At 43.7% G+C, this 26,428-nt stretch carries 22 protein-coding genes; 14 read left to right on the forward strand and 8 right to left on the reverse strand.

Annotated elements, in window-relative coordinates:
* The first annotated feature begins 43 nt into the window (after window positions 1-43).
* From E0H81_RS07795 to E0H81_RS07805, 3 genes are all read left to right on the forward strand, one after another.
* Entirely contained in the window at window positions 44-1,282 is a 1,239-nt protein-coding gene (locus tag E0H81_RS07795; RefSeq protein WP_131266194.1) for an MFS transporter, read from the forward strand.
* A gap of 127 nt (window positions 1,283-1,409) precedes the next feature.
* Window positions 1,410-3,122 carry an electron transfer flavoprotein-ubiquinone oxidoreductase gene (locus E0H81_RS07800; RefSeq protein ID WP_131318053.1) on the forward strand — a complete coding sequence of 571 codons (1,713 nt, stop codon included), beginning with the start codon at window positions 1,410-1,412 and terminating at the stop codon, window positions 3,120-3,122.
* Window positions 3,123-3,747: 625 nt separating this feature from the next.
* Window positions 3,748-4,185, forward strand: coding sequence for a DUF2147 domain-containing protein (locus E0H81_RS07805; RefSeq protein WP_370983921.1), 438 nt, complete (start codon window positions 3,748-3,750; stop codon window positions 4,183-4,185).
* A 133-nt stretch (window positions 4,186-4,318) separates the two neighbouring features.
* On the opposite strand, the gene E0H81_RS07810 is transcribed toward E0H81_RS07805, so the two are convergent.
* Both E0H81_RS07810 and E0H81_RS07815 read right to left on the reverse strand, forming a co-directional pair.
* Complete coding sequence (locus E0H81_RS07810) at window positions 4,319-6,010, reverse strand: AMP-binding protein (protein ID WP_131317945.1); 1,692 nt, start codon at window positions 6,008-6,010, stop codon at window positions 4,319-4,321.
* A gap of 101 nt (window positions 6,011-6,111) precedes the next feature.
* Window positions 6,112-6,738 (reverse strand): TetR/AcrR family transcriptional regulator, encoded by a 627-nt coding sequence (locus tag E0H81_RS07815; protein WP_131317948.1) that lies wholly within the window; start codon window positions 6,736-6,738, stop codon window positions 6,112-6,114.
* 148 nt (window positions 6,739-6,886) lie between these two features.
* Between E0H81_RS07815 and E0H81_RS07820 the strand changes: the two genes are divergently transcribed.
* From E0H81_RS07820 to E0H81_RS07850, 7 genes are all read left to right on the forward strand, one after another.
* A complete protein-coding gene (locus tag E0H81_RS07820) occupies window positions 6,887-8,059 on the forward strand; it encodes an isovaleryl-CoA dehydrogenase (RefSeq protein ID WP_086198271.1) in 1,173 nt (390 codons plus the stop codon).
* Window positions 8,060-8,101: 42 nt separating this feature from the next.
* Entirely contained in the window at window positions 8,102-9,703 is a 1,602-nt protein-coding gene (locus E0H81_RS07825; protein WP_131317950.1) for a carboxyl transferase domain-containing protein, read from the forward strand.
* A 12-nt stretch (window positions 9,704-9,715) separates the two neighbouring features.
* On the forward strand, window positions 9,716-10,516 hold the full coding sequence (locus tag E0H81_RS07830) for an enoyl-CoA hydratase/isomerase family protein (RefSeq protein WP_131317952.1): 801 nt from the start codon (window positions 9,716-9,718) through the stop codon (window positions 10,514-10,516).
* Between the two features lie 13 nt (window positions 10,517-10,529).
* Window positions 10,530-12,524, forward strand: a complete 1,995-nt coding sequence (locus tag E0H81_RS07835) for an acetyl-CoA carboxylase biotin carboxylase subunit (RefSeq protein ID WP_131317954.1) — start codon at window positions 10,530-10,532, stop codon at window positions 12,522-12,524.
* Window positions 12,521-13,423 (forward strand): hydroxymethylglutaryl-CoA lyase, encoded by a 903-nt coding sequence (locus E0H81_RS07840; RefSeq protein WP_131317956.1) that lies wholly within the window; start codon window positions 12,521-12,523, stop codon window positions 13,421-13,423. Before E0H81_RS07835 ends, E0H81_RS07840 begins: the two co-directional genes overlap by 4 nt.
* A 76-nt stretch (window positions 13,424-13,499) precedes the next feature.
* A complete protein-coding gene (locus E0H81_RS07845) occupies window positions 13,500-14,207 on the forward strand; it encodes a CoA transferase subunit A (protein ID WP_131317958.1) in 708 nt (235 codons plus the stop codon).
* Window positions 14,208-14,837 (forward strand): CoA transferase subunit B, encoded by a 630-nt coding sequence (locus E0H81_RS07850; protein WP_131317960.1) that lies wholly within the window; start codon window positions 14,208-14,210, stop codon window positions 14,835-14,837.
* Window positions 14,838-14,968: 131 nt separating this feature from the next.
* On the opposite strand, the gene E0H81_RS07855 is transcribed toward E0H81_RS07850, so the two are convergent.
* The 3 genes from E0H81_RS07855 to E0H81_RS07865 are packed head-to-tail and all read right to left on the reverse strand — an operon-like array spanning window position 14,969 to window position 18,620.
* Window positions 14,969-16,447 (reverse strand): sulfite reductase subunit alpha, encoded by a 1,479-nt coding sequence (locus E0H81_RS07855; protein ID WP_131317962.1) that lies wholly within the window; start codon window positions 16,445-16,447, stop codon window positions 14,969-14,971.
* A gap of 12 nt (window positions 16,448-16,459) precedes the next feature.
* The gene (locus tag E0H81_RS07860; protein ID WP_131317964.1) at window positions 16,460-17,050 is read right to left on the reverse strand and encodes a PepSY-associated TM helix domain-containing protein; all 591 of its coding nucleotides are present in this window, start codon (window positions 17,048-17,050) and stop codon (window positions 16,460-16,462) included.
* 10 nt (window positions 17,051-17,060) lie between these two features.
* The gene (locus E0H81_RS07865; RefSeq protein ID WP_131317967.1) at window positions 17,061-18,620 is read right to left on the reverse strand and encodes a DUF2271 domain-containing protein; all 1,560 of its coding nucleotides are present in this window, start codon (window positions 18,618-18,620) and stop codon (window positions 17,061-17,063) included.
* 105 nt (window positions 18,621-18,725) lie between these two features.
* Here E0H81_RS07865 and E0H81_RS07870 point away from each other — a divergent pair, with 105 nt between their 5' ends.
* Window positions 18,726-19,613 carry a DUF4198 domain-containing protein gene (locus tag E0H81_RS07870; protein WP_131317969.1) on the forward strand — a complete coding sequence of 296 codons (888 nt, stop codon included), beginning with the start codon at window positions 18,726-18,728 and terminating at the stop codon, window positions 19,611-19,613.
* 88 nt (window positions 19,614-19,701) lie between these two features.
* Here E0H81_RS07870 and E0H81_RS07875 read toward each other — a convergent pair whose 3' ends face one another.
* From E0H81_RS07875 to E0H81_RS07885, 3 genes are all read right to left on the reverse strand, one after another.
* Complete coding sequence (locus tag E0H81_RS07875; protein WP_131317971.1) at window positions 19,702-21,042, reverse strand: DcaP family trimeric outer membrane transporter; 1,341 nt, start codon at window positions 21,040-21,042, stop codon at window positions 19,702-19,704.
* Between the two features lie 108 nt (window positions 21,043-21,150).
* The gene (locus E0H81_RS07880) at window positions 21,151-22,524 is read right to left on the reverse strand and encodes an aromatic acid/H+ symport family MFS transporter (protein WP_131317973.1); all 1,374 of its coding nucleotides are present in this window, start codon (window positions 22,522-22,524) and stop codon (window positions 21,151-21,153) included.
* 325 nt (window positions 22,525-22,849) lie between these two features.
* On the reverse strand, window positions 22,850-23,764 hold the full coding sequence (locus tag E0H81_RS07885; protein ID WP_131317975.1) for a LysR family transcriptional regulator: 915 nt from the start codon (window positions 23,762-23,764) through the stop codon (window positions 22,850-22,852).
* Window positions 23,765-23,879: 115 nt separating this feature from the next.
* On the opposite strand from E0H81_RS07885, the gene E0H81_RS07890 reads away from it, so the two are divergent.
* From E0H81_RS07890 to catA, 3 genes are all read left to right on the forward strand, one after another.
* The gene (locus E0H81_RS07890) at window positions 23,880-24,989 is read left to right on the forward strand and encodes a muconate/chloromuconate family cycloisomerase (RefSeq protein WP_131317977.1); all 1,110 of its coding nucleotides are present in this window, start codon (window positions 23,880-23,882) and stop codon (window positions 24,987-24,989) included.
* Between the two features lie 15 nt (window positions 24,990-25,004).
* The gene (catC, locus tag E0H81_RS07895; RefSeq protein WP_131266175.1) at window positions 25,005-25,295 is read left to right on the forward strand and encodes a muconolactone Delta-isomerase; all 291 of its coding nucleotides are present in this window, start codon (window positions 25,005-25,007) and stop codon (window positions 25,293-25,295) included.
* 159 nt (window positions 25,296-25,454) lie between these two features.
* On the forward strand, window positions 25,455-26,375 hold the full coding sequence (gene catA, locus E0H81_RS07900; protein ID WP_131317979.1) for a catechol 1,2-dioxygenase: 921 nt from the start codon (window positions 25,455-25,457) through the stop codon (window positions 26,373-26,375).
* Window positions 26,376-26,428: the final 53 nt, after the last annotated feature.

The following is a 26,428-nucleotide window of genomic DNA, read 5'->3' on the forward strand; positions in this document are numbered from 1 at the left end:
TCACTCTCCTTGCGACTCAGCCTTTTTTATAAGGTAATGGATTATGGCTGTTAATACTTTATCCAAAATTAATCCAAATACATGGAAAATTGCATTTGTATTTGCGTTCTTGGCCTTATTGGTTGATGGCGCCGACTTAATGCTTTTATCTTATAGCTTAAGCAGTATTAAAGCTGAATTTGGATTAACTTCGGTCGAAGCTGGGATGCTTGGAAGCTTTACTCTGGCAGGTATGGCGGTTGGTGGTATTTTTGGTGGATGGGCATGTGACAAGTTTGGTCGCGTCCGCACTGTAGTTGTCTCGATTTTATTGTTCTCGGTATTGACTTGCGGTCTTGGTTTTACTCGATCTTTTGTCGAATTCGGTACTTTACGTTTCTTTGCTTCACTCGGTTTGGGCTCTTTATATATTGCCTCTAATACCCTGATGGCCGAGTATGTTCCGACAAAATACCGTACAACTGTATTGGGTACACTCCAGGCAGGCTGGACAGTGGGTTATATCGTAGCAACTTTGCTTGCAGGCTGGCTCATTCCAGACCACGGCTGGCGTATGTTGTTCTATGTAGCTGCATTACCGATTCTTTTAGCGATTCTAATGCATTACCTAGTCCCAGAACCTGCTGCATGGCAAGAAAACCGTTTCAAGAAAGTTGAAGTAACAGACAAACCAGCTGAATCGACCTGGAAACTGATTTTCCAAGACAAGAAAAACCGTAACATGTTCATTCTTTGGGCATTAACTGCGGGCTTCTTACAGTTTGGTTACTATGGTGTAAACAACTGGATGCCGACATACCTCGAAAGTGAATTGGGTATGAAGTTTAAAGAAATGACGGCTTATATGGTTGGTACGTATACCGCAATGATTTTAGGTAAAATCCTTGCAGGTTATATGGCAGACAAAGTTGGACGCCGTTTTACTTATGCTTTCGGTGCCGTTGGTACAGCCATTTTCTTACCGCTTATCGTGTTCTATAATTCGCCAGAAAACATTCTTTACCTGTTGGTTATATTCGGTTTCTTATACGGTATTCCATATGGTGTAAATGCAACCTACATGACTGAAAGCTTCCCGACAGCGGTACGTGGTACTGCCATTGGTGGTGCTTATAACGTAGGTCGCTTAGGTGCAGCAATTGCTCCGGCAATTATTGGTTATCTTGCAAGTGGCGGTTCTATTGGCCTTGGTTTCCTTGTGATGGGCGCAGCATACTTTATTTGTGGTGTGATCCCTGCTCTCTTTATCAAAGAAAAACAATACGATCCACAAAAATCATAAGGTTTTAAACCGATTAAAAAAAGTCTCTCCGGAGGCTTTTTTTATTTAAAAAAAATATCAAAATTAAACTTCATAACAAATTTTAAAAATGATAAAATACCGCTAAGCGAAATTGAGTTTTATAATTATGGATGATTTAGTTCGAGAATCGATGGAGTTTGACGTCGTTATCGTAGGCGCAGGACCGGCCGGTCTGTCTGCAGCGATCAAGATCCGTCAACTTGCAATTGAAAACAACCTGAATGATCTGTCCGTTTGTGTCGTGGAAAAGGGCTCCGAAGTCGGTGCGCACATCTTGTCGGGCGCGGTGCTTGAACCGCGTGCCATGAACGAGCTGTTCCCCGACTGGAAAGAACAAGGCGCGCCGTTAAATGTTCCAGTGACTGAAGACAAAACCTTCTTCTTGCTGTCTGATGAAAAATCACAGGAAGCACCGCACTGGATGGTGCCAAAAACCATGCACAATGACGGCAATTATGTCATCTCCCTGGGCAATGTGGTGCGCTGGTTAGGTACAAAGGCCGAAGAGCTGGAAGTGTCGATCTTCCCGGGCTTTGCCGCATCTGAAATTCTTTACCATGCAGATGGTACCGTAAAAGGCATTCAAACCGGTGACATGGGCATTGGCAAGGATGGCGAACCAACGCATAACTTTACTCCGGGTTATGAACTGCATGCCAAATACACCATTTTTGCTGAAGGCTGCCGCGGCCATCTCGGCAAGCGTCTGATTGAACAGTTCAACCTGGCCAAAGATGCCGATCCGCAGCATTACGGCATCGGGATTAAAGAGCTTTGGGAAATTGATCCTGCCAAACACAAACCGGGCCTGGTGATGCACGGTGCCGGCTGGCCTTTATCTGAAACAGGTTCTTCAGGCGGCTGGTGGCTATACCATGCGGAAAACAACCAGGTGACCTTGGGCATGATCGTTGATCTTTCCTACACCAACCCGCATATGTATCCATTTATGGAAATGCAGCGCTGGAAAACCCATCCTTTAATCAAGCAGTATCTGGAAGGCGGTAAGCGGATTTCCTATGGCGCGCGTGCCGTGACCAAAGGCGGCTTTAACTCGCTACCGAAGTTTACCTTCCCGGGTGGCTCTTTAATTGGTGATGACGCCGGCTTCCTGAACTTTGCCAAGATCAAGGGTTCTCATACCGCAATGAAATCGGGCATGCTCTGCGGCGAAGCGGTGTTTGAAGCGATCTCTGCCGGTGTTGCAAAAGGCGGTGACTTAGCCGTTGCCCGTGTGGTTGAAGGTGAAGATTTCTTTGTGAAAGAATTGACCGCGTATACCGACAAGTTCAACAACAGCTGGCTGAAAGAAGAGCTGTATAACTCGCGCAACTTTGGCCCGGCGATGCACAAGTTTGGCCAGTGGATCGGTGGCGCGTTTAACTTCATCGACCAGAACGTGTTTAAAGTCCCGTTCACCCTGCATGACCTGGTACAGGACCATGCCGCGCTGAAAACCCAGGCAGCTGAAACCTTTAAGCCGAACTATCCGAAACCGGATGGCAAGTTGACCTTTGACCGCCTGTCTTCAGTGTTTGTCTCCAACACCGTGCATGAAGAAAATCAGCCGGCACATTTAAAGCTGACTGATGCTTCGATTCCGGTTGAAGTGAACCTGCCGAAATGGGACGAGCCTGCGCAGCGTTACTGCCCGGCCGGGGTCTATGAAATCATGGAAAATAATGACGGCTCCAAGCGCTTCCAGATCAATGCAGCTAACTGTGTGCACTGCAAGACCTGTGACATCAAGGATCCGTCACAAAACATCACCTGGGTAACGCCGGAAGGCGGTGGTGGTCCGAACTATCCGAACATGTAGTGTTAGGTTGGTTCTTGGGCTGCAATGCAGCTCATACCCACAATGCAGACGTTGAATTAACGCCTTCATTTATTTTTTAGGTAATCTGAGTCTCTAAGGAGGCTCAGATTAAAAATATCTTTACTGACTTTTCGCATGATGTTGAAATCAAATATTCTTCGTTTCAATGAAATTTCTTATTAAACTCTTATTTGATACAGACAGAAAATCTTTATCTATAAAAACTTTTCTATTCCTTATTAAGAAAAATTATACATTTATGTAAATAAATTGTTATAAAAACGATCTCTAAATAAAGTGCCCGCACTTTTATTGAAGCTTTCTATTATCTTATTGATATAATAAAAATATTAGCTGATACAAATTTAATCTTAATCACTATTAGGCAATATTCAATACTCTATTTATTGACCGATTCCTTTATCTGGCTAAAGGCTAAAAACACAAATACATGAAAAATCCATAATAAATACTATTTTATTTATCATAATCGTGACTGAACATAGTTCTTCAATGCACGTTTTTCCAAGTAGAAGTTTTGTATGTGTAACTCATAACTTCTATGAGTATTGAAGAAAAATAGTGTTGAAAAAAACTTACTCAAATCAGTTGAGGTCTAATGATGATAAAAACAACTCTAAGCGTATTAGGACTATCTTTAGTTTCTAGCCTAGCTCTAGCTTCCGATCCATTACATGGCACTAAATGGAAAACCATCGATGATGAAACCAAAAAGCCGTTATCGATTGTTCAATTTACTGAAACCTCCAATGGTGTACTGTCTGCAAAAATTGTCGATGTACTGGAAGGCACTGAAGGTGAAAAATGTACCAAATGTGTAGGTAAATTTCATAACAAACCCATTGAAGGTGTGCAGATTGTTTCAGGTCTGAAAAAAGCTGCCAATAATGTATATGACGGTGGGAAAATTACCGACCCTAAAAATGGTAAAACCTATAGCTTTAATGCCAAGTTATCTCCGGATGGTAAAGCCTTAGCAGGTCGTGGTTATATTGGTGTTTCTGCCTTAGGACGTAACCAAACCTGGATTCGTGTAAATTAATCTAGATTAATCTATCAAAAAAAGCGACTGAATAAGTCGCTTTTTTTATAGCTACCGATCCTCACTCTGCTCCTCCCGTTAATGATTAATATCGGGAGGTAGACAGATTTTAAGAACCAATAACGGAGCAATATTAAGCAATATCTTCCAGTAAATTCAGTTCCTGACGCATCAATTCCTGCAATTTAAATTTTTGCGCCTTGCCTGAAGCGGTCATTGGAAATTCAGTAAAGAAGCGCACATATCGCGGTACTTTATTATGCGAAATATGCTCTGCACAATACTGACGAATCGCTTCTTCATTGATCTGATGATGCTCGTGCAGGATAATACAGGCACAAAGTTCCTCACCATATCTAGGATCTGGCAGACCAATCACCTGTACATCCGAAACATCCGGATGGGTATATAAAAAGTCTTCAATCTCTTTCGGGAACAAGTTCTCGCCACCGCGAATGACCATATCTTTAATCCGGCCTTTAATTTTTACAAAGCCTTCTTCATCCATTTCTGCAATATCACCGGTATGCATCCACTTGGCAACATCAATCACTTCTTGAGTCTTGTCCGTATCTTCCCAATAACCGAGCATGACTGAATAGCCGCGTACACAGAGTTCACCCAGTTTTCCACGTGGCACCACTTTGCCATTTTCATCGACAATCTTGATTTCAAGATGTGGATGAACACGGCCGACTGTGCCGACCCGACGTTCTACAGAATCTGCCGTTGAACTTTGTACACTGACCGGTGCAGTTTCAGTCATGCCATAGCAAATGGTGATTTCGGTCATATGCATACGATCAATCACGCGCTGCATGATTTCACGCGGACATGGACTGCCCGCCATAATACCGGTACGTAAGCTTGAAAGATCGAACTCATCGAACTGTTCATGTTCCAATATGGCAATGAACATGGTCGGAACACCATAAGCTGCAGTACATTTTTCTTGCTCAATGGTTTTCAGGCTATCGAGCGGATTAAACACCGCCGATGGATACACCATGGTTGAACCATGAGTAATGCAGGCCAAGTTCCCCATCACCATGCCAAAACAGTGGAATAAGGGAACCGAAATACACACCCGGTCTTGCGGGGTGAGATGAATTGCTTCACCGACAAAATAACCATTATTCAAAATATTGTTGTGCGTCAGCATGGTGCCTTTCGGATTACCCGTGGTGCCGGAGGTAAATTGAATATTAATGGTTTCATCAAACTGCAAATCAGCGGCAATGGTTTGTAACTGATCTAACTGTGCAGTTGTCGGTTGTGGCAATAAATCAGCAAAACGGTGAATACCGGTATGCTGCTCATGGTCAATTTTAATAATGTGCTTTAAATGCGGGAGTTTTTGGGAAGAAAGCAGTTTATCTGTCGATTGGATAATTTCAGGAGCAATCTTGGTTAAAATTTCCTGATAATTACTGCTCTTAAATTGAGGTGCAATGACCAATGCCTTGCATGAAACTTTATTCAGTACATATTCAAGTTCACTGCTTTTATATGCGGGATTCAAATTGACTAAAATCATACCGGCTTTAAATGCTGCAAATTGTGTAATGGTCCATTCCACACAATTGGGTGACCAGATCGCGATTCGATCGCCCTTTTCCAGGCCCAATTGAAGCAGGCTGCAAGCAAATGCATTGACTTGATCCTGTAGCTGTTTATAGCTTAAGCGTACATTTTGATGCACGCTAACCACAGCATCCTGGTCAGCATATTGCTGGCACGCCTGATCAAACTTCTCACCAATGGTCATCCCAAGTAAAGGCTGACTGCTTGTTCCATAGGCATAACTTAACCGTACTTGTGTCATTGAATCACTCTCCTTGATTCTTTGTAATTATGATTCTTTCACTTTAATTTTTTTGACTCAGACGATTTTCCCAAACAGCCTTATTTTTTGTGTTTAACCGATCAATTTCCCTCCTTTAAGCAAACTCCACTGACACAAAAATCGGCAATCTGTTTAACAAAATAGTCTTTATACGCCTGATCAAACCTGACATTTTTAGAAGGATTTAACGGTTCAATGACCACAAAAGTCATTGCACCAACCACACACAGTGCTGCGGTATTTAAATCTTCAAATCCAAACTCGCCATTGATTTTACCTTCGGCAAGTATTTCATTAATGCTCTGTTTAATCAGTTGCTTACTGCGAAAACGCTCATGCTCTATCGAAGCATCGACAGGTTCAAACATTAGCGAATAAGCAAGCTGGGGACTGTTTAATGCACGTTTAACGAAAGTTGATACTGCTTTGTGTAATTTTTCCGTGACTGGCAGATGACTTGCAGCAATGGTATTCAAAATTTGAATTTCATGCTGAATGGCATCCGACAATACTTCAATTAACACTTGGCTCTTATTATCGAAATAACGATAAACTAGACCACTGGAAACGCCAGCACGCTCAGCAATCGCCTGAATTTGCGCATCCTTAAATCCCCCTTGAGCAATCAGTTCACGAGCAGACTGCAAAATCGTTTCACGGTTTTGCTCCATTCGCTCCTGCATCAACGATGATCTTTTATAACTCATAATCTTATTCTCAACCAGATAAAATGAATTGTAAATCATTTTGTGAATTTAGATTCACTTTTTTGAAAAATAGTTGTATTGTAAAAATCAAGCACAACAACAATGCTTTTTTGGAACAACAAATATAACCATCAGGATGAATGAAGAAATGAATCTACAAAGCTTAAATTTCGGTTTGGATGAAACGCTAGTTGCCTTACAAGATTCAATCGCAGCATTCTGTGCAAAGGAGATTGCACCGATTGCTCAGCAAGTTGACCAAGACAATAAGTTCCCTGCGCACCTGTGGAAAAAATTTGGTGATATGGGACTGCTTGGCCTGACTGTAAGCGAGGAATACGGTGGAACTAACCTTGGTTATTTGGCTCATATTATTGCCATGCAAGAAATTTCCCGCGCATCAGCATCGATTGGCTTGTCCTACGGCGCACATTCTAACTTATGCGTAAACCAAATTAAGCGAAATGGTAGCGAAGAACAGAAGCAAAAGTATTTGCCTAAACTGGTTTCTGGCGATTTTGTCGGTGCCCTTGCAATGTCGGAGCCAAATGCCGGCTCAGACGTGGTCAGCATGAAACTCAAAGCCGAAGACCAAGGTGATCATTACCTGCTGAATGGTTCAAAAATGTGGATCACCAATGGTGGCGATGCTGATGTATTGGTGGTCTATGCCAAAACCGACCTGAAAGCCGGTTCTAAAGGCATGACGGCTTTTCTGGTTGAAAAAGGCATGCCGGGTTTTAGTCATGGCACCCATTTAGACAAACTGGGAATGCGTGGTTCAAACACCTACCCGCTTTTCTTCGACAATGTAAAAGTACCGAAAGAAAATGTGCTGGGCGGTGTGGGCAATGGCACCAAAGTTTTAATGAGTGGTTTGGACTATGAACGCGCGGTATTAAGTGCTGGTCCGCTGGGCATTATGGATGCCTGCCTGGACACGGTGATTCCTTATATTCATGACCGCAAACAGTTTGGTCAGGCGCTGGGTGAATTCCAGTTGATGCAAGGCAAAATTGCCGATATGTATTCGACTTGGCTGGCATGTAAAGCACTGGTGTATGCAGTGGGCGCGGAATGTGACAAGGCTGAACATAGCCGCAGTCTGCGCAAAGATGCAGCCAGTGCGATTTTATATGCCGCTGAAAAAGCCACCTGGATGGCAGGTGAAACCATTCAAACCTTAGGCGGTAATGGGTATATCAATGAATTTGCAGCGGGTCGTTTATGGCGCGATGCCAAACTTTATGAAATTGGTGCGGGAACTTCTGAAATCCGCCGCATGCTGATTGGTCGTGAACTGTTTAATGAAACAGCTTAAATCACGGTCCGTTAGTACACTGAATAACAAGGAAGTTCGAGAATGAATATATTACAAAGCAAAATTAATATTCGAAGCGAAGATTTTAAAACCAACCAGACTGCCATGCAGATTTTGGTCGATGATTTAAAACAAAAAGCCCAGCAGATCGCTTTAGGCGGCGGCGAAAAAGCCCGTGAAAAACATTTGGCTCGCGGCAAACTTTTACCGCGCGAACGGGTTGATCATCTGATTGATACCGGAACTGCCTTTTTAGAAATTGGGCAACTGGCGGCTTACCAAGTCTATCCGGATGATGTGCCTGCTGCGGGTGTGATTGCCGGAATTGGTCAGGTGAATGGTGTGACCTGCATGATTGTGGCCAATGATGCCACGGTAAAAGGCGGCACTTATTATCCACTAACGGTGAAGAAACATTTACGTGCCCAAGAGATTGCTGAACAAAACCATTTGCCATGTATTTATCTGGTCGATTCAGGTGGTGCGTATTTACCGATGCAGGATGAAGTGTTCCCGGATCGTGATCACTTTGGACGTATTTTCTATAACCAGGCGCGTATGTCGAGCCAAGGCATTGCCCAGATTGCCGTGGTAATGGGAAGCTGTACCGCAGGTGGTGCTTATGTGCCTGCGATGTCGGATGAAACCATTATCGTGCGTAATCAAGGTACGATTTTCCTCGGTGGCCCACCTTTGGTTAAGGCTGCAACTGGTGAAGTGGTCAGTTCTGAGGACTTGGGTGGCGGTGATGTGCATACCCGTCTATCCGGCGTGGCCGATCATCTGGCTGAAAGCGATGAACATGCGATTGCCATTGCCCGTAATATTGTGGCGAATTTAAATAAAAAACCCAATAAAACGGCTGATGAGATTGAAGCGCCCTTATTTGATGCGCAGGAGCTGTATGGCATTGTACCCAGTGATGCGCGTAAGCCCTTTGATGTGCGTGAAGTGATTGCCCGTATTGTCGATGGTTCACGTTTTGACGAATTCAAAGCCCGTTTTGGTACAACTTTAATCACAGGCTTTGCCGAACTTTTTGGTATGAAAGTCGGCCTCATTGCCAATAACGGCATTCTGTTTTCGGAATCTGCACAAAAAGGCGCGCATTTCATCGAGCTGTGTACCCAGCGCAATATTCCCCTGCTCTTTATTCAAAACATTACCGGTTTTATGGTCGGTCGCCAGTATGAAAATGAAGGCATTGCCAAAAATGGCGCCAAACTGGTAATGGCGGTTGCCAATGCCAATGTACCGAAATTGACCTTGGTGATTGGCGGTTCATTTGGTGCCGGCAACTATGGCATGTGTGGTCGTGCCTATTCTCCACGTTTCCTTTGGACTTGGCCAAACTCGCGTATTTCGGTGATGGGCGGTGAACAGGCATCAAGCGTGCTTTCTACTTTAAAGCGCGATCAAATTGAACAAAAAGGTGAAAGCTGGTCAGCAGAACAGGAAGATCAATTTAAACAACCGATTCGTGATCAATACGAGCGCCAAGGTCATCCTTATTATGCTTCTGCGCGTCTTTGGGATGACGGTGTGATTGACCCTGCACAGACACGTCAGGTCTTGGGCTTAAGTCTGGCTGCGGCACTGAATGCACCAATTTTACCAACCAAATTTGGCGTATTCCGCATGTAAGGGGTAAAAAAAATGACTTATCAATTTTTACAGCTCGAACAGCAGAATCAGGTGGCGACGGTTTGGATTAACCGTGCTGAACTCCACAATGCCTTTAATACTCAGGTGATTGAAGAACTGCATGCCTGCTTTCAAGCCTTAAATAACCGTGATGATGTGCGTGTCGTGGTTTTGGCGGGTCGAGGCAAAAGCTTCTCGGCAGGCGCTGACCTGAACTGGATGAAACAGGCCGGACAAGCTTCGCAAGCGGAAAATCAAGCCGATGCACTAAAACTGGCGAAAATGTTGCAAAGTCTGGCGACTTTAAAACAGCCGACCATTGCCCGTGTGCATGGGATTGCTTTTGGTGGCGGCATGGGTCTGGCTTCAGCCTGTGATATCTGTATTGCAAGTTCCGATGCCAAGTTTGCTACCTCTGAAGTCCGTTTAGGTCTGGCACCATCGACCATTAGCCCCTATGTAATTCGTGCCATCGGTGCGCGTCAGGCTTCTCGCTATTTCTTAACCGCAGAACGCATTACTGCCGAGCAAGCACAAAAAATCGGTCTGGTGCATGAAGTCACGACTATTGAGGAGCTGGATAGCAAGATTGATGAAATTGTTCAAGCCTTGCTTTTGGGTGGCCCTGAAGCACAGGCATCATCCAAACAACTGATTCAACTGGTCGACCAGCAGGTGTTAACTGAAGAATTACTGCTGCAAACCGCACAACATATTGCTCATGTACGCCAAGGATTAGAGGCGAAAAATGGCTTGAGTGCTTTTTTAGATAAGCAAAGTCCTTCCTGGATTATCTCTACAGCACAACAATAATAAGGATCATACAATGTTTGAAAAAATCTTAATTGCAAACCGTGGTGAAATCGCCTGCCGTGTGATTCGTAGCGCAAAAAAACTCGGAATCGCAACGGTCGCTGTCTATTCCGATGCCGATGCACAATCGCAACATGTAAAGCTGGCCGATGAAGCGATTTATATCGGTGAATCTCCTGCTGCGCAAAGTTATTTACAGATTGATCGCATTATTCAGGCGGCTGTAGATACTGGTGCTCAAGCGATTCATCCGGGCTATGGTTTCTTGTCAGAAAATGACCAGTTTGCCGAAGCCTGCCAAGCCAACAACATCACGTTTATTGGTCCACCGGTCGCCGCTATTTTGGCTATGGGTTTAAAAGCGACGTCTAAAGCCTTGATGGAAAAAGCCGGCGTTCCGCTTACACCTGGCTATCATGGCAGCAATCAGGATGCCGAATTTTTAAAGCAACAGGCTGATGGCATTGGCTATCCGGTGCTGATTAAAGCCAGTGCCGGTGGCGGTGGTAAAGGCATGCGTCTGGTGGAACGCAGTGAAGATTTTCTAGGTTCACTGGCTTCTTGTAAAAGCGAAGCCAAATCCAGCTTTGGTAATGATGAAGTTCTGATTGAACGCTATGTGATTAATCCACGTCATATTGAAGTGCAAGTCTTTGGCGACTCGCATGGCAATTATGTGCATTTATTTGAACGTGATTGTTCGGTACAGCGCCGTCATCAAAAAGTGCTTGAAGAAGCCCCTGCACCGCTGGTTTCACAAGACAAACTTGATGCCATGCGTCAAGCCGCGATTGATGCCGCTCGTGCGGTCGATTATGTTGGTGCTGGCACGGTTGAATTTATTGTCGAGCAAGACGGTACCGCGTATTTCATGGAAATGAATACCCGTCTACAGGTTGAACATCCAGTCACTGAAATGATCACCGGCGTTGATCTGGTGGAATGGCAGTTGCGCGTGGCTTTTGGCGAGCCATTACCGAAACAGCAAGATCAGTTAAAAATTCATGGTCATGCCATTGAAGCCCGCGTGTATGCAGAAGAGCCGGAAAAAGGCTTTATTCCTGCGATTGGTCAAATCAGCTATTTGCACTACCCTGAACAAAATCAGCATGTCCGTGTCGATAGCGGTATTGTTCAAGGCGATGAAATCAGCAGCTATTACGATCCGATGATTGCCAAACTGATTGTCTGGGGCGAAAACCGTGAAGCTGCTTTATTGCAAATGCACCATGCCTTAGGTCAGTTCCATGTCGATGGTTTGGGTAACAATATTGCCTTTTTAGACCGCATTATTCGTTGTGATTCATTTAAAAATGCCGAATTGGATACCAACCTGATTCAGCGTGAAGATAAATTCCTGTTTAAAAATATTCAATCACTGCAACCTGAACTGGTCGTGGCGACGGCATTGACCGAATTATTGTTGCGTTTTAGCAAAAATAAACCGGCCAGCAATCCGGTTTGGCAAAGTGAAACGCTATGGCGCGTGAATATCAGCCCGAGTTATGCCATTAAATTAAAGCTCGATGAAACACTTGTTCAAGTCAATTTAAGCGCTGAAAAACAAGGTTTTGTTGCTGAATATCAAGGTGAAAAATTCCATATTTCCGGACAGCTGTTGAATAGCAATACTGCGCATTTCAAGATTAATGGCAAACAGGACAAAATTGCGTTTAGCCAAAATGCACACGGCCTCACCATTTTTAAAAATGGTCAAAGCCACAAGTTTGCTTATCTGAATCAGAAATTCAGTTCTGAGGATGCACAAAGCACTGAAGGCAACTTAAAAGCGCCAATGCCAGGCGTGATTACCCAAGTTCTGGTTGCGGCTAACGATCAGGTGAAAAAAGACGATGTGCTGATGACACTTGAAGCCATGAAAATGGAATATTCAATTCGTGCACCGCATGACGGCATCATTGCGGCTTCCTATTTCCAGGCCGGTGACCAGGTCAAAGCCGGTGATGAGCTTGTGGAATTTCAAGCCCGGGTGGAGGAAGTTGCATGAGTGAATTTGTCAAAATCGTTGAAGTCGGTCCGCGTGACGGACTGCAAAACGAAAAGACGCCGCTTAATCTGGAACAACGCAAAGCCTTTATTCTGGACTTGATGCAAACAGGCTTGAAGTCGATTGAAGTCGGTTCCTGTGTTTCGGCAAAGTGGGTTCCGCAAATGGCAGAAAGTGATGCACTTTTTGCCCAATTGCCGCAAGATCCCAATATTCAGTTCAGCTTGCTGACCCCGAATTTAAAAGGTTTTGAATCTGCACTGGCAGTTGGCTGTAAAGAGGTTGCGGTTTTTACCGCAGCTTCTGAAAGCTTTACCCGCAAGAACATCAACTGTTCTATTGATGAAAGCTTGGAAAAGTTTGCAGATGTCATGTCAGCAGCCAAAGCAAACGGCATCAAGGTACGCGGCTATGTGTCCTGTATGGTCGATTGTCCCTATGAAGGTGCAATTGATCCTCAGCAAGTGGTCAAAGTCAGTAAACGCTTACTGGATATGGGCTGCTATGAAGTGTCTTTGGGTGAAACCATTGGCACCGCTACTCCGGATCGGGTCAAAAAGGTTTGGGATGCCTGCCTTGCTGAATTAGACAGCCAAGTTCTCGCCGGGCATTTTCATAATACCTACGGCATGGCAATTGCCAATATCTATCAGTCGCTTAACCAGGGTATTCGGGTGTTTGATTCCTCGATTGCCGGTTTAGGCGGTTGTCCGTATGCCAAAGGCGCTTCGGGCAATGTGGCTACGGAAGACTTGTACTACTTATTGTCCAGAATGGGTTTTGAAACCGGCATCAACCTGGATGCCTTAATGCATGCCAGCCGAAACATCAGTCAGGTATTAAAGCGCAATAATCCATCGAATTATGCCAATGCCTATTGGCAAACACAGTGTGCTTAAAAAGCATTTAAGAAATTGATAAAAAGTTGCAATTTGGTCATACAAAGGACTGATCTTGGATAAAAAGAGGGATTAAATGCCAAATAAAGTTTATGAAAGTGCACAAGCAGCATTACAAGATATCGTTAAAGACGGCCAAACCTTGGCGGTCGGTGGTTTCGGTTTATGTGGTATTCCGGAAGCTTTAATTGCGGCACTGAAAGACACCGGTGCCAAACAACTGACCTGCATTTCCAATAATGCCGGTGTGGATGGTTTTGGTTTGGGACTTTTGCTTGAGACCAAACAGATTAAAAAAATGATTTCATCCTATGTGGGTGAAAATAAAGAATTTGAACGTCAGTATTTAAACGGCGAACTGGAAGTTGAACTGACACCGCAAGGGACATTGGCTGAAAAACTTCGTGCCGGTGGTGCCGGTATTCCGGCATTTTTCACTCAAACTGGTGTGGGAACGCTGATTGCCGAAGGTAAAGAAGTTCGTGAATTTGATGGCAAGGAATTCATTTTAGAAAATTCCTTAACTGCCGATATTGCCCTAGTCAAAGCCTATAAAGCAGATAAAGCCGGCAATTTGATTTTCCGAAAAACTGCACAAAACTTTAATCCGGTCTGTGCCATGGCTGGGAAAATCAGTATTGCGGAAGTGGAAGAAATTGTGGAAATTGGCGATTTGGATCCCGATGAAATTCATCTTCCCGGCATTTATATCAACCGGATTATTTTAAACACCCATCCTGAAAAACGCATCGAACAAATGACATTAAAAGCGGAGGCTGTATAAATGGCTTGGACTCGTAATGAAATGGCACAGCGTGCCGCTTTGGAACTTGAAGATGGTTTCTATGTCAATTTAGGCATTGGCTTACCGACATTGGTGGCGAACTATATTCCTGAAAATATGGATGTCTGGTTACAGTCGGAAAACGGCTTGCTCGGTATTGGTGAATTTCCAACGCAAGAAACTGTCGATGCCGACCTGATCAATGCCGGCAAGCAAACCGTCACTGCGCGTAAAGGCGCGGCTTTTTTCTCCAGCGCTGACTCTTTCGCGATGATTCGTGGCGGGCATGTCAATATTGCCATTTTAGGTGCCATGGAAGTGTCGCAAACCGGTGATTTGGCCAACTGGATGATTCCGGGTAAAAAAGTCAAAGGCATGGGTGGTGCCATGGATTTGGTTGCGGGTGTGCAAAAAGTCGTGGTCTTAATGGAACACTGTGCCAAAGATGGCACGCCAAAAATTGTCGAGCAATGTGCCCTACCACTGACCGGTAAAGGCGTGGTACACCGGATTATCAGTGATTTGGGTGTGCTCGATATTACCGCTGACGGGGTCAAGCTGGTTGAACTGGCGAAAGAGGTCAGCTTTGAAGACATCCAAAAAGTGACCGGGGTAAAACTGCTTCAATAATTTATTTTTTTAAATTTAATTTCTATTTTCCTCACCCTTAAAGCTGATCACAGTTTTAGGGGTGAATAATTTAAGCGCATGTAAACATGCCCTTTTTCATGCAGAATTTAACTTAATAAATAAAATCACTTTTAATAGACATCTCGTTGATAACGCCCTTCAATTCTCAGCTGCTCTAATTGTTCAGCACCTAAAATATTGAGCAAGTTCTGCTCAACTTCTTGCGCCATGCCTTTTAAACTGCCACAGACATAAATTGCTGCACCCGCTTCAATCCAACTCAAAAGCTGTTCAGATTTCTGCTGCAAGACATGCTGTACATAGACTTTTTCCGCTTGATCACGGGAAAATGCATAATCGATCTCAGGCAGCAAACCCTGATCTTGCCACAGTTGAATCTGCTCTTTATACAGATGGTCAAATTGCTGCTGTCGTTCACCGAAAATCAGCCAATTTTGCGGATCGCTCCATTGTTGTCTTTGCGCTAAATGAGCGACTAGACCTGCGATTCCCGTTCCATTGCCAATTAAAATTAAAGGCTGATGTGAAGCTTTTAAATGAAATGCAGGATTGGAGCGGACTTTTGCAATAACCGTTTGTTCAAGCACGGCGTATTCAGTTAACCATCCAGAACCTAGACCTAAACCCATTGCGGTTTTTTCCTGTCTAATGACTAACTCAACGCATCCTTGTTCAGGAATGCTGGCAATTGAATATTCTCGCATAGCCAAATCATCAAAGCGTCGAACCCAATCTTCAAAGGATTGATTCGGTAATTGTTCAGGAAATTGTCTTAAATTCTTAAACTGCAATGCCGCTAATAAATCGTCATTCACTGATTGTTGCTGTGCTTGCAAAAATGCCTGTATATCTTCAAGCCGATTGCCGCATTGAACTTGCATAATATCGCCTGATGACCATGTAAGTTTTTCGGCATAAGACAATTGAATTTGATAAATCGGATTGCCTTGGCTACCGCGATTTAAACACAGCCGATTTTTCAGGATAAAGGCATGCCAGTTTTGCGCTGGTTCAACAGCTGTTAACTGTCGCTGCGTGAGCTGTTCTAAACGTTGTGTCCAGAGATCTACATCAGCCTGCTTCAAATGATCGACACAGACCATTTCAAATAAAGCTTGTGCCTGATGCTGCTGCAAATGTTGATTTAAAAGCTGTCCAAACTGACAAAAATTGGAATAGCGCTTATCACCCAAAGCTAAAATGGCATAGGACTGATGGGAAAGGTCTACAGCCGGTTCGCTAAAGATATTCTTTATGGCCATTCGAGCAGTATCGGGTGCATCGCCTTCACCATAGGTGCTTACAAACCATAAGACTTTGTCGGCTTGCAGTAATTGTTCAACAGTCAAATATTGAATATCGGTCACTGTGACGCTTTGTCCAACCTCCTGTAACTGCTGTGCGGTCTGCCAAGCAAGATTTTCTGCCTGCCCCGACTGACTTGCAAAAACAACCAAATAATCATTTTGATTCAATGTCACTTCTTGTTTTTGCTTAACTTTAATTAAAATCAAGTAAGCAATAATCACCGCATAAATGAGTAATAAAATGGCGAGTGCAATTAAAACCACAGCAACAGAATGTGTCATTAGATGAGTTACCTATACCGCAGACCAGATCAGCAAAATAATCATCGCCAGACTGACTGCTGTAAGCACAAGATGGGTGACGAGTCGGGTTTTAATGCTTAAAAACAGAATATAGCCCGCTAATGATAGAACAATATAAATAATCGCGCTGATATCAATCAGCCAGCTCCACCCCAGACCTGAATTTTTGCCACGGTGTAAATCATTCAGCATCGAGACTGTAGACGCCGGTTTTTGGGTAATTTCCGTTTCACCGGTATCCGCCATCACAAAAATATCGGTCGCTCCGGCTGGACTTTCCAGGCGAATCATCACTTCATTGTCCATGACTTCACTGCTTTGGTATCGTCCCACCAGATTTTGCTGTTGGCGGACATACGTCAAAATAGCATCACTTGGGTTTTCCTGCTGTTTAATCGACTTTAAAACGGACTCGGGCAAAGTCAATTTAGCCGTTTCTTCTGTTTGAGCCGGTTCAAACCATTCAGGATGATTCAGCAACAAGCCCGTCACAGAAAAAAACAGTAAAGTGATAAATGCAAAAGCTGAAAGCCAGCCATGCACATAGCGTGCATGGCGGTAAAAATCACGACGTTGATACACGTATTCGACCTTAGTTCACTTTTTGAAAGTTGAGTTGCACGGTACCTATTTCTTTTTGCGCAGGTAGCGTCTGGTTTGAGCCTTTGGCTTTTACATCCAGATTGAATGTTTGATAAGAATGTTCACCATGCTCACGCGAAGTTTCAATATGAATCAGGTACTGACCTGCTGCGACCGCCTTACCGGTTTCATCCTTACCATCCCAAGCCAGCTTATAATGACCCGGTTGGCGTGAAGGTTTCGCTACGGCATCCAGGTTTGTCATTTGGCGTCCATAACGGCGATACCAGACATAGTTCGAGTTAATCCATTTCTCATCTTTGCCCCACACCGCCAAGGTACGGACAATTTTTTTATTGGCATCGGTTACCCAAACCGAAACATAGGGAGCACGGTATTTTTCAACCGCAATTTTAGGAATCGTCAGCTCAATAATGGCTTGATAACCTGCTGGCCATTTTGTAGAGGATTGACCCGCTGCCACAGTTCGCATTTCTGCATGTTGAGGCGTTTGAACCAGACTGTTCCAACCCGAACTTTGATAAACCTGTCCATCCGTCAAGGTGACTTTAGCTTCATAACCCATCAGTGCTTCAATCAGCTCTAAACCTTCAGATGGGGTCATTGCGGCTAAGGCGGTCGCTAAAGCATCTGCATCTGCAGCACAGCTTCCGACCACCACGCACTGTTCCACTTGCTGTAAAGGCATGCCCGTTTTCGGGTCAAGCAAATGGATTTGTCCGGCAAGACTGCGGTAACCTTGACCACTTACGGCAATGGCCTGATCTTTTAAATTTAGAACCTGTTGTGGTGCACTGTTATCGGCAGGGTCAAAGGCATCTTGAACGCCAATCTTCCAGCCCTCTTTTTGTGGTGCATTACCCCAAACTCGGATGTCACCGCCAATATCCACCAACAGACCTTCAATACTTGGCACAGCTTGACGCGCTGCAACCAGTGCACGGTCAATAATGTAACCCTTGGCATAGGCATCCGGGGCAAATTTCACCGCATCATCCATCGCAATGCTGTGTTGTTCTGCATCCAGTTTTACGCTGTCAGCTTTTAACTGGTTTAAAACCTGGGAACGGGTGTTTTCATCCAGCTTGACTACACCGTGCGATTGTTCCCATAAAGTAATCAGTTGACCCAATCGCGCATCGAAAGCGCCACAGGTTTTATCCCGCCAGTTTTCACAGGCAGCAATCACTTCAAACAGTTCAGCTGAAACCTTGCCCTGCTTATTGTTATTTAAGGCAGAGATTTCACTGTCATCACGCCAGGTCGATAGAATCTGATCGAGCTGGCTAATTTCTTTTTGAATGGCGTCTACAGCGCGTTTAGCCTCTTGTTTAGAAGCACCTTGAACCACCACATCTAAAGACGTACCTAAAATATGGTCACGGTGGAAACGATGGGTTTGTGTGACAATATTTTCAGACTGCTCTATTTTTTCACTTTGCTCAGCCGCATTTGCGTGAAATGGAGGAATCAGTGCCAGCGCCATCACCAAGGGTGAGAGACGAAATGCCTTGCGGATCGGATAAAAATTTCTAACAGCAGATGACATGCTGATTCTCCAGATTATTTTTAATGAATATTATTGATAATGATAGTAGTTATCAAGTAGATTACGTGCATTCTATTAAATAAAGTTGATCTGGAGTATCCAACAATGAATAACTTGCTAAAAATTGCTTTACTGACATCACTCCCCGTACTCAGTCACGCGCATACCATGAGTCCTTTTCTGCTTCCTGAAGTCTTTGATACCAAGGCCGCGCAAAGTATCAGTTTCCAAAGTGCGATTACGGTCGAGAAATTTTTTGTTGCGGGGAATAACTTTAAAACCAGCTATGTCGTGACCGAACCTGATGGTCAACAAAAACCGGTCAATGCAGCAGCATCATTAAAACGCTTTAATATTGCGGAATTTGATTTGCCTCAAGACGGTACTTACCGTATTCGCACTCAAGATGCGCTGGGTAATAGTGGTAAATATGCCCTGGTTGATGGTCGCTGGTTACGTGTTCGCCCGGTTCGTGCCCCAATGCAGGCGCCTGCAGCTAAACCTGCTGAAACAGCAAGCACTCAAAAGGCACCTGTCAATAATCAGCTACCACGTGCCATTGCTGCCGATCAAGTGCCTGCAAATGCGAAAACGCTTGAAGTGACTAACCACTTTATTGCGGAAAGTTATGTGACCAAAGGCAAACCTTCTGCGCTTCCAGCACCCAGCAAGAAAGGCTTTGAGTTCAAGTTACTGACTCATCCAAATGAGTTATATGCAGGTGAATCATTAAAAGCACAGGTTTTGCTGGATGGTAAGCCTGTTCCGAATCTTGAAATAGATGTGTTTAAAGGTGCCAGCAGTTATGAGCCAAATGCAAAACGTGAACAGCCGCATGTGAAAACCAATGCTAAAGGCGAAGTCGACATTAAATTAGATCAAGCTGGTATTTATTTAATTACCGCGTCTTATCCGGAAGCCAATGCGGATGCCAAAAAGAAACCGGCCACAGAAAACTTTACTTATGGCTTAACGGTTGAAGTCACAGAGTAATTTTAATAGACAGATAAAATCTAAAAATGCTTCATATAACAAAGCCCCTATTTTCAAATAGGGGCTTTGTTATATGTCATTATAAAAATTAAAAGTTATAAATAGCTACAGCATTTATGCGGTTGTCTTCGCCAGTTTTACTGCCGTTGACGGTTGCCGGAGCAAACGCTTCACGCTCACCATAGACGTATTCAAGACCAAAACTTAAAGGCTTGGTTGGGCTATAGAAAACATTTGCCCACGCCTGCCATAAGTCTTTATTGGCTTTGGTTTTATCTGCAAGAGCATCAATATAGTTTTGATCTTCATCAAAAGTCATATAACCATAGCCTACGGTACCGCGTAGTTTTTCATTAAACTGCTGGGTCAAACCTACAGTAATTGAATCAAATTCACTTTGAGCAGCAATACGGCTATTTGCTGTAATTGCCCCATTATTCAGATTAGTAACTGCTACGCCACTATTGGTAAAGGAAACAAAACTGCTATCTCCTTTGACATGGTAATAATCGGCTTTTAGGGTTGTTCCGGGTACCACATCATACTTGGCCCCTAAGCCCACACCCCATGCCATTTCTTCATCATTATTGACACGTTTTTCATGCCCCATGGCACGTGCACTGATGTTGAAATTGTCAGCAAACTGGTGGTTTAAACGTGCAGTTAAAGCAGGTAAACGCTGATTTACCGTACTATCTTTCGGGTCTTCTGCTGCAACAACCAAATTAGTTTGTGGGCTAAACTTAGTGGTATGGCGTACTTGTGGCGTACGTTTCACAGCACCGCCCACTAAAGCCAACGCATCAATACTTTCCGGCATATAATCAGGTACCGCAAAATTTGACCAGGTTTGCCCTAGCAGCCAGTTACCATAGTTCACATAGGCATGACGAATACGCAGATTATCAAAGTTAGATCCGCCTAAGAAATCGACTTCAATTTTACCCTTGACCTCTTGATCAGCAGCTTGAGTTTTAAAATCCAGACCTAAACGTGTTGCCGCTAAAGTCGATCTTAAACGGTCACTGTTTTCACTATTTCCCTTTAATGCAACCGCATTAATGTGGTTATAGGGCAAATCTCTGCTCGTGCCTTCCATTTGATAGGATCCATCAAAACGGACATTACCATACAGATTAAACTCGGCACCTTTGGCAGTTTTCATTACAGGATTGCTAGTTACAGGCGCCGGGCGTTGAACCTCGGCAAGTGCCGTTGCAGTCTGTGTAGTCTGAACTTTTTGCTGTTCAACCATGTTGCGCAAAGCTTGAACTTCCTGTCTAAGCTGCTCAATTTCTTTTTGCTGTTGAGTTTGGGCTTGGGCTGCTACGCTGACTCCCCCTAAACTTAAGACAATCATGCTCGTCATGAGCGTGCGTTTGAATGTTGGCTTATTGATTGATTTTTGGGTTAATTGTGTCGTGTTCATCCTAAACTCGCTTGTTATTGTCCGGTTAAATTCTAGCAATAGATCGCCACCGTAACGATGGCGATGTATATCATTGATGAGATTATGTTTATTAAAAAAATATGGCTGTTATGAAGTCGCTTTTTTAGCTATCGGTGTAGCGTTAACGCCAGGCTGTGCAAGGGCTTTTGCATCAACAGACACTTTTAGATTCACCAGATAAATAGCAATGGCTGCAATAATTCCTGGAATCGCGATGGCAAGGAAGTTCATTTGGTGCGGTAATTCAAAGGTGAGTAATGTACCGGTCAAGACTGGCCCGACAATGGCTCCAATTCGTCCAATTCCTGATGCCCAGCCCATACCTGTCGAGCGAACTGCGGTTGGATAAAACTGTGCAACGAAAGTATAAAGCAGAATTTGCGAACCAATGGTTGCTGCACCCGCAATGGCAATTAGCACATATAGCACCGCTTGTGGGCTGTTAAAACCAAGCAGGATTAAGGCAATTGCACCCACCGTAAACATAATGCTGAGTACCGGTTTTAAATGGAATTTATCTGCCAAAACACCACCGCCAATGGCACCGATCATGCCGCCAATATTCAAGGCAAACAGGAACATAAGACTTGCACCCAATGAGTAGCCGGCCTGAATCATCAATTTTGGTAACCAGCTGCCTAATGCATAGACCATCAGCAAGCACATAAAGAAGGCTGCCCAAAACATTAAGGTACTGAACATGCGGCCTTGTTGAAATAAAGCACGTAATGGGGCCTCATCACCAACAGTAGGTTCATTCAGAACAAATGTCGTTTCTGGAGTAATCTCTTGCTCAGGTGCAATTTTTTTCACAATTGCACGGGTCTTTTCTGTTTCACCCTTTTTGGTCAAAAACATGAGCGATTCTGGAAGAAACTTCCAAATCAACGGTAAAGTAAACAAAGGAATACTGGCAAGATAGAACATGATTTTCCAGCCATAAGTGGGTACTAACCAAGCACCCAAGAGTGCTGAAGCCATACCACCAATGGCATAACCACTGAACATAATGGCAACCAAGGTACTGCGAATACGTTTAGGGGCATATTCGGTCATCAGCGCAACCACGTTTGGCATGACCCCACCAATACCTAGTCCGGCCAAGAATCGTAAAATTCCAAATTCGGTCGGTGTCGTTGCGAATGCACCTAGAAATGTAAAGCCACTGAAAATGGTGATACAGATTATGATGGTCTTTTTACGACCCAGCTTGTCTGACAGCGTTCCGAAACTCATGGCACCAAACATCATGCCGAATAATGCAGTACTGGCAAGCAAACCTGCCTGTACTGTGCTAAGTGCCCACTCTTGCATTAAAATAGGTAAAACGACGCCATAAATGACTAAATCATAACCGTCGAAAATAATAATCATTAAGCACCAGATCAGTACTCCCCAATGAAAAGGAGTAAATTTGGCTTCATCCACTAAAGTATTTATGTTCAACTTTTTTGTATTCACTTTGCGCTCCTGCATATGAATCTTTAGATTTGAGGCAACAATGCAGCAAAGTGATTTTTTTGTCCAAAACCGATTACATATATATTCATACCTTAAAAGTTCGCTGCAGGCTTTCGAAAAATAAAACAATACTTTAAAGATATCTAGAAACTGGCTGCTGCCGGTTATGAAATTCTATTTTCTATTTTTGAGCTTTATTTTTCTAATAAAAAATATGCCTACTGATCAAATATAGACAACTTGATCAGTAGGCATATTTCAAAAATCACGATTTGATTTGCGCATGACAATGCTAAAAATTATAGGGAGATAAGAGCTTGACCTGTTAAATCACGGCACGGTCATAAACAATCGCTTCAAGGTCATAAACCTGATAAATACAATCAAATAATGAGCGGATATCTTCACTTTCATCCATGCTGCGTATCGCCAGAAATATAGGACTAACAGCAGCATCATCGAGTAAAGGAATATAGTGTAAATGCGATAACTGAATGGTTTTGGCACTTTCAGGAACCACGCAAATCCCTTCACCTGCGGCAACAAGTCCTAAAGCCAGCTGAATTTCACGTACCTCTTTTAAACTTTTTGGATCGAGACCGTATTCCGAAAAAAGCGATCGGACTTGGGTAGAAAAATTAGGTTTGGGATGACTTGGGTATAAAAACAGGTTCTCATCGACAATATCGGTCAAAAAGACGCCCTGCTTTTGCATGGCCAGTGGATGACTGGCATGCACCGCGACCATTAAAGGTTCTTCGCGTAAAAGTATCCGTCTAACTGCAGGATCCGAAATTCGTAGTCGACCAAAGCCTACATCAATTTTCCCTTCCTTGAGCGCCTGAATTTGGTCTTTGGTGCTCATCTCAATCAGTTCAATTTTTAAATGCGGCTGCTGTTGACGGAATAGATAGACAATTTTCGGCAATAAACCATAAAGCAGCGAACCGACAAAACCCATGGTGACTGTTTTTTCGACCATTCCCACACGCTGGGTCATGGCCTTAATTTCCTCGGCATTAGACAAAAGTTTAACAGCATGCTGATAAAAGAATTGACCCGCTTCAGTCGTCAATAATGGCCGGCTACCACGCTCAAAAAGCTGAATACCCAGCTCTGCTTCAAGGTTTTGTATCTGACGGCTTAACGGTGGCTGAGCGATAAACAGTTTTTCAGCCGCTTTGGTGAAACTTTGCTCTTCAACCACTGCAACAAAGTAACGTAAATGTCTCAGTTCCATAACTCTTCATACCTTTAAAGCATAATAAAATGCAAATTTGATCTTAGACAGTATATATTTATTCTTTTAAGGTATACCACATGAGATAGACAAAGCAAGATTGGGAAGCTTAAAGATGTACAAATCCATAGAAACGTTGCTTGTTGAAATTCCAACCATCCGTCCGCACAAGATGGCTGTGGCAACCATGCAAACCCAAACATTAGTGTTGGTAAAAGTCACGACTGAAGATGGTTTTATCGGTTGGGGCGAAGCGACCACGATTGGTGGATTGGGATATGGTGAGGAAAGTCCGGAAAGCGTCAAAACCAATATTGAAACATATTTTGCGCCATTACTAAAATCACTTTCAGGTCTAAATGTCGCTCAAATAATTAAAACGCTTAAACGTAATATTAACGGTAACCGTTTTGCCAAATGTGCCATCCAGACTGCACTACTGGACATTCAGGCACAACGCCTAGGTTTGCCGTTGAGCGAAATCCTCGGTGGCCGTCTGCGTGATAGCGTGCCCGTGCTTTGGGTGCTTGCTTCAGGTGATACCGAGAAAGACATTGCCGAAGCGAAAAAAATGATTGAGCTGAAACGTCATAACGTATTCAAACTCAAAATCGGTTCGCGCCCTGTAGAAGACGACGTTGCCCATGTTTTAGCGATTAAGAAAGCTTTGGGTTCAGAGATCTCGATTCGTGTCGATGTTAACCGTGCCTGGTCAGAACTTGAAGCAGTTAAAGGCATTCAGTTATTGCAGGATGGCGGTGTTGACCTGATTGAACAACCGTGTGCGATTGAAAATCTGGATGCAATGCAGCGTTTAACACGACGCTTTGATATTGCCATTATGGCGGATGAATCATTATACGGTCCGCAGAGTGCTTATCAGATTGCCCGTAACAACGGTGCATCCGTATTTGCAGTAAAAATTGCCCAGTCAGGTGGTCTGATTGAAGGTTGTGAAGTGGGGAAAATTGCCAAACTTGCAGGTATTGACCTGTATGGCGGCACCATGCTTGAAGGTCCGGTCGGAACGATTGCTTCAGCACATGTGTTTTCAACTTTCGAAAGCCTTGCCTATGGCACAGAGTTATTTGGCCCACTGCTATTGACTGAAGAAATTTTAAAAACACCGCTTCAATATCAAAACTATGAGTTGGTTCTGCCCACTGTACCTGGTTTAGGTATCGAACTCGATTTAGACAAAATTGACAACTTGCGTCGTCAGTAATTAAAGGAATTAGACATGCTTTTTCAAGTACGTATGGATGTAAATATTCCGCTAGATATGCCAAGCGATAAAGCCAACGAAATTAAAGCCGTTGAAAAAGCTTATTCACATGATTTACAGCGTCAAGGTAAATGGCGTCATATCTGGCGCATCAGCGGTCAGTACTCAAACATCAGTATTTTTGATGTCGAAAGCAATGAAGAGCTGCACAACATTTTGCAAGGTCTTCCACTGTATCCGTATATGAATATTGAAGTGATGCCGCTGAACCGTCATCCCTCTTCAATTCATGAAGATGATCGTTAAGTTTCAAACATGCAAGATGGCGAACTTATTCACCATCTTCACAAAAGCAACACCCTATGGGTAATTAACAAGGATTGTGGCCAGCAAAATTTAGCCAGCCAATATAAAAGCTAATAGAGTTTGCCACTCAAAATGAAGACATACTTCAGGAGCAATAGTATGAATCGCCAAGAAATTGATGCACTTGTAAAAAAAATGAATGTCGACACAGCGACAGGACCTGTCGATGAACGTGTACAACAGATTGTTGTGCGTTTATTGGGTGATCTTTTCCAAGCGATCGAAGACCTGGATATTTCACAAACTGAATTGTGGAAAGGTCTAGAATATTTTACAGATGCAGGTCAAGCCAACGAATTGGGTTTATTGGCTGCTGGTTTAGGCTTAGAGCACTATTTAGATTTACGTGCAGATGAAGCAGATGCTAAAGCGGGTATTACGGGTGGTACGCCACGTACCATTGAAGGTCCATTGTATGTAGCAGGCGCACCTGAATCGGTTGGCTTTGCACGTATGGATGACGGTAGTGAGGAAGGTAAAGCTCCAACACTATTCATCGAAGGTACAGTAACGGATACTGAAGGCAACATTATTGAAGGTGCTAAAGTTGAAGTTTGGCATGCCAACAGCCTGGGTAACTATTCATTCTTTGACAAGTCACAATCTGATTTCAACTTGCGCCGTTCTATTTTAAGCGATGCCAATGGTCAATATGTCGCTCAAACGACAATGCCAGTTGGATACGGTTGCCCACCAGAAGGTACAACACAGTTCGTACTGGATAAATTGGGTCGCCATGGTAACCGCCCTTCTCATGTGCATTACTTTGTATCTGCACCGGGCTACCGCAAATTGACCACGCAATTCAACATCGAAGGTGACAAGTACCTTTGGGATGACTTTGCATTCGCAACTCGCGACGGTCTGGTTGCAACTGCTGAAGATGTAACAGACGAAGCTGAAATTGCAAAACGTGGCCTTAACAAAGCATTCAAACACATCCAGTTCAATGTTGAACTTGTGAAAGATGTTGAAACTGTGCCATCGACTGAAGTAGAACGTCGTCGCGCAAGCGCTTAATGACCTCATAATAAGGAACCGAGATGTCAGTTTCATGACATTTCGGGGACTTG

Source organism: Acinetobacter terrestris, assembly GCF_004331155.1.
GTDB lineage: Bacteria > Pseudomonadota > Gammaproteobacteria > Pseudomonadales > Moraxellaceae > Acinetobacter > Acinetobacter terrestris.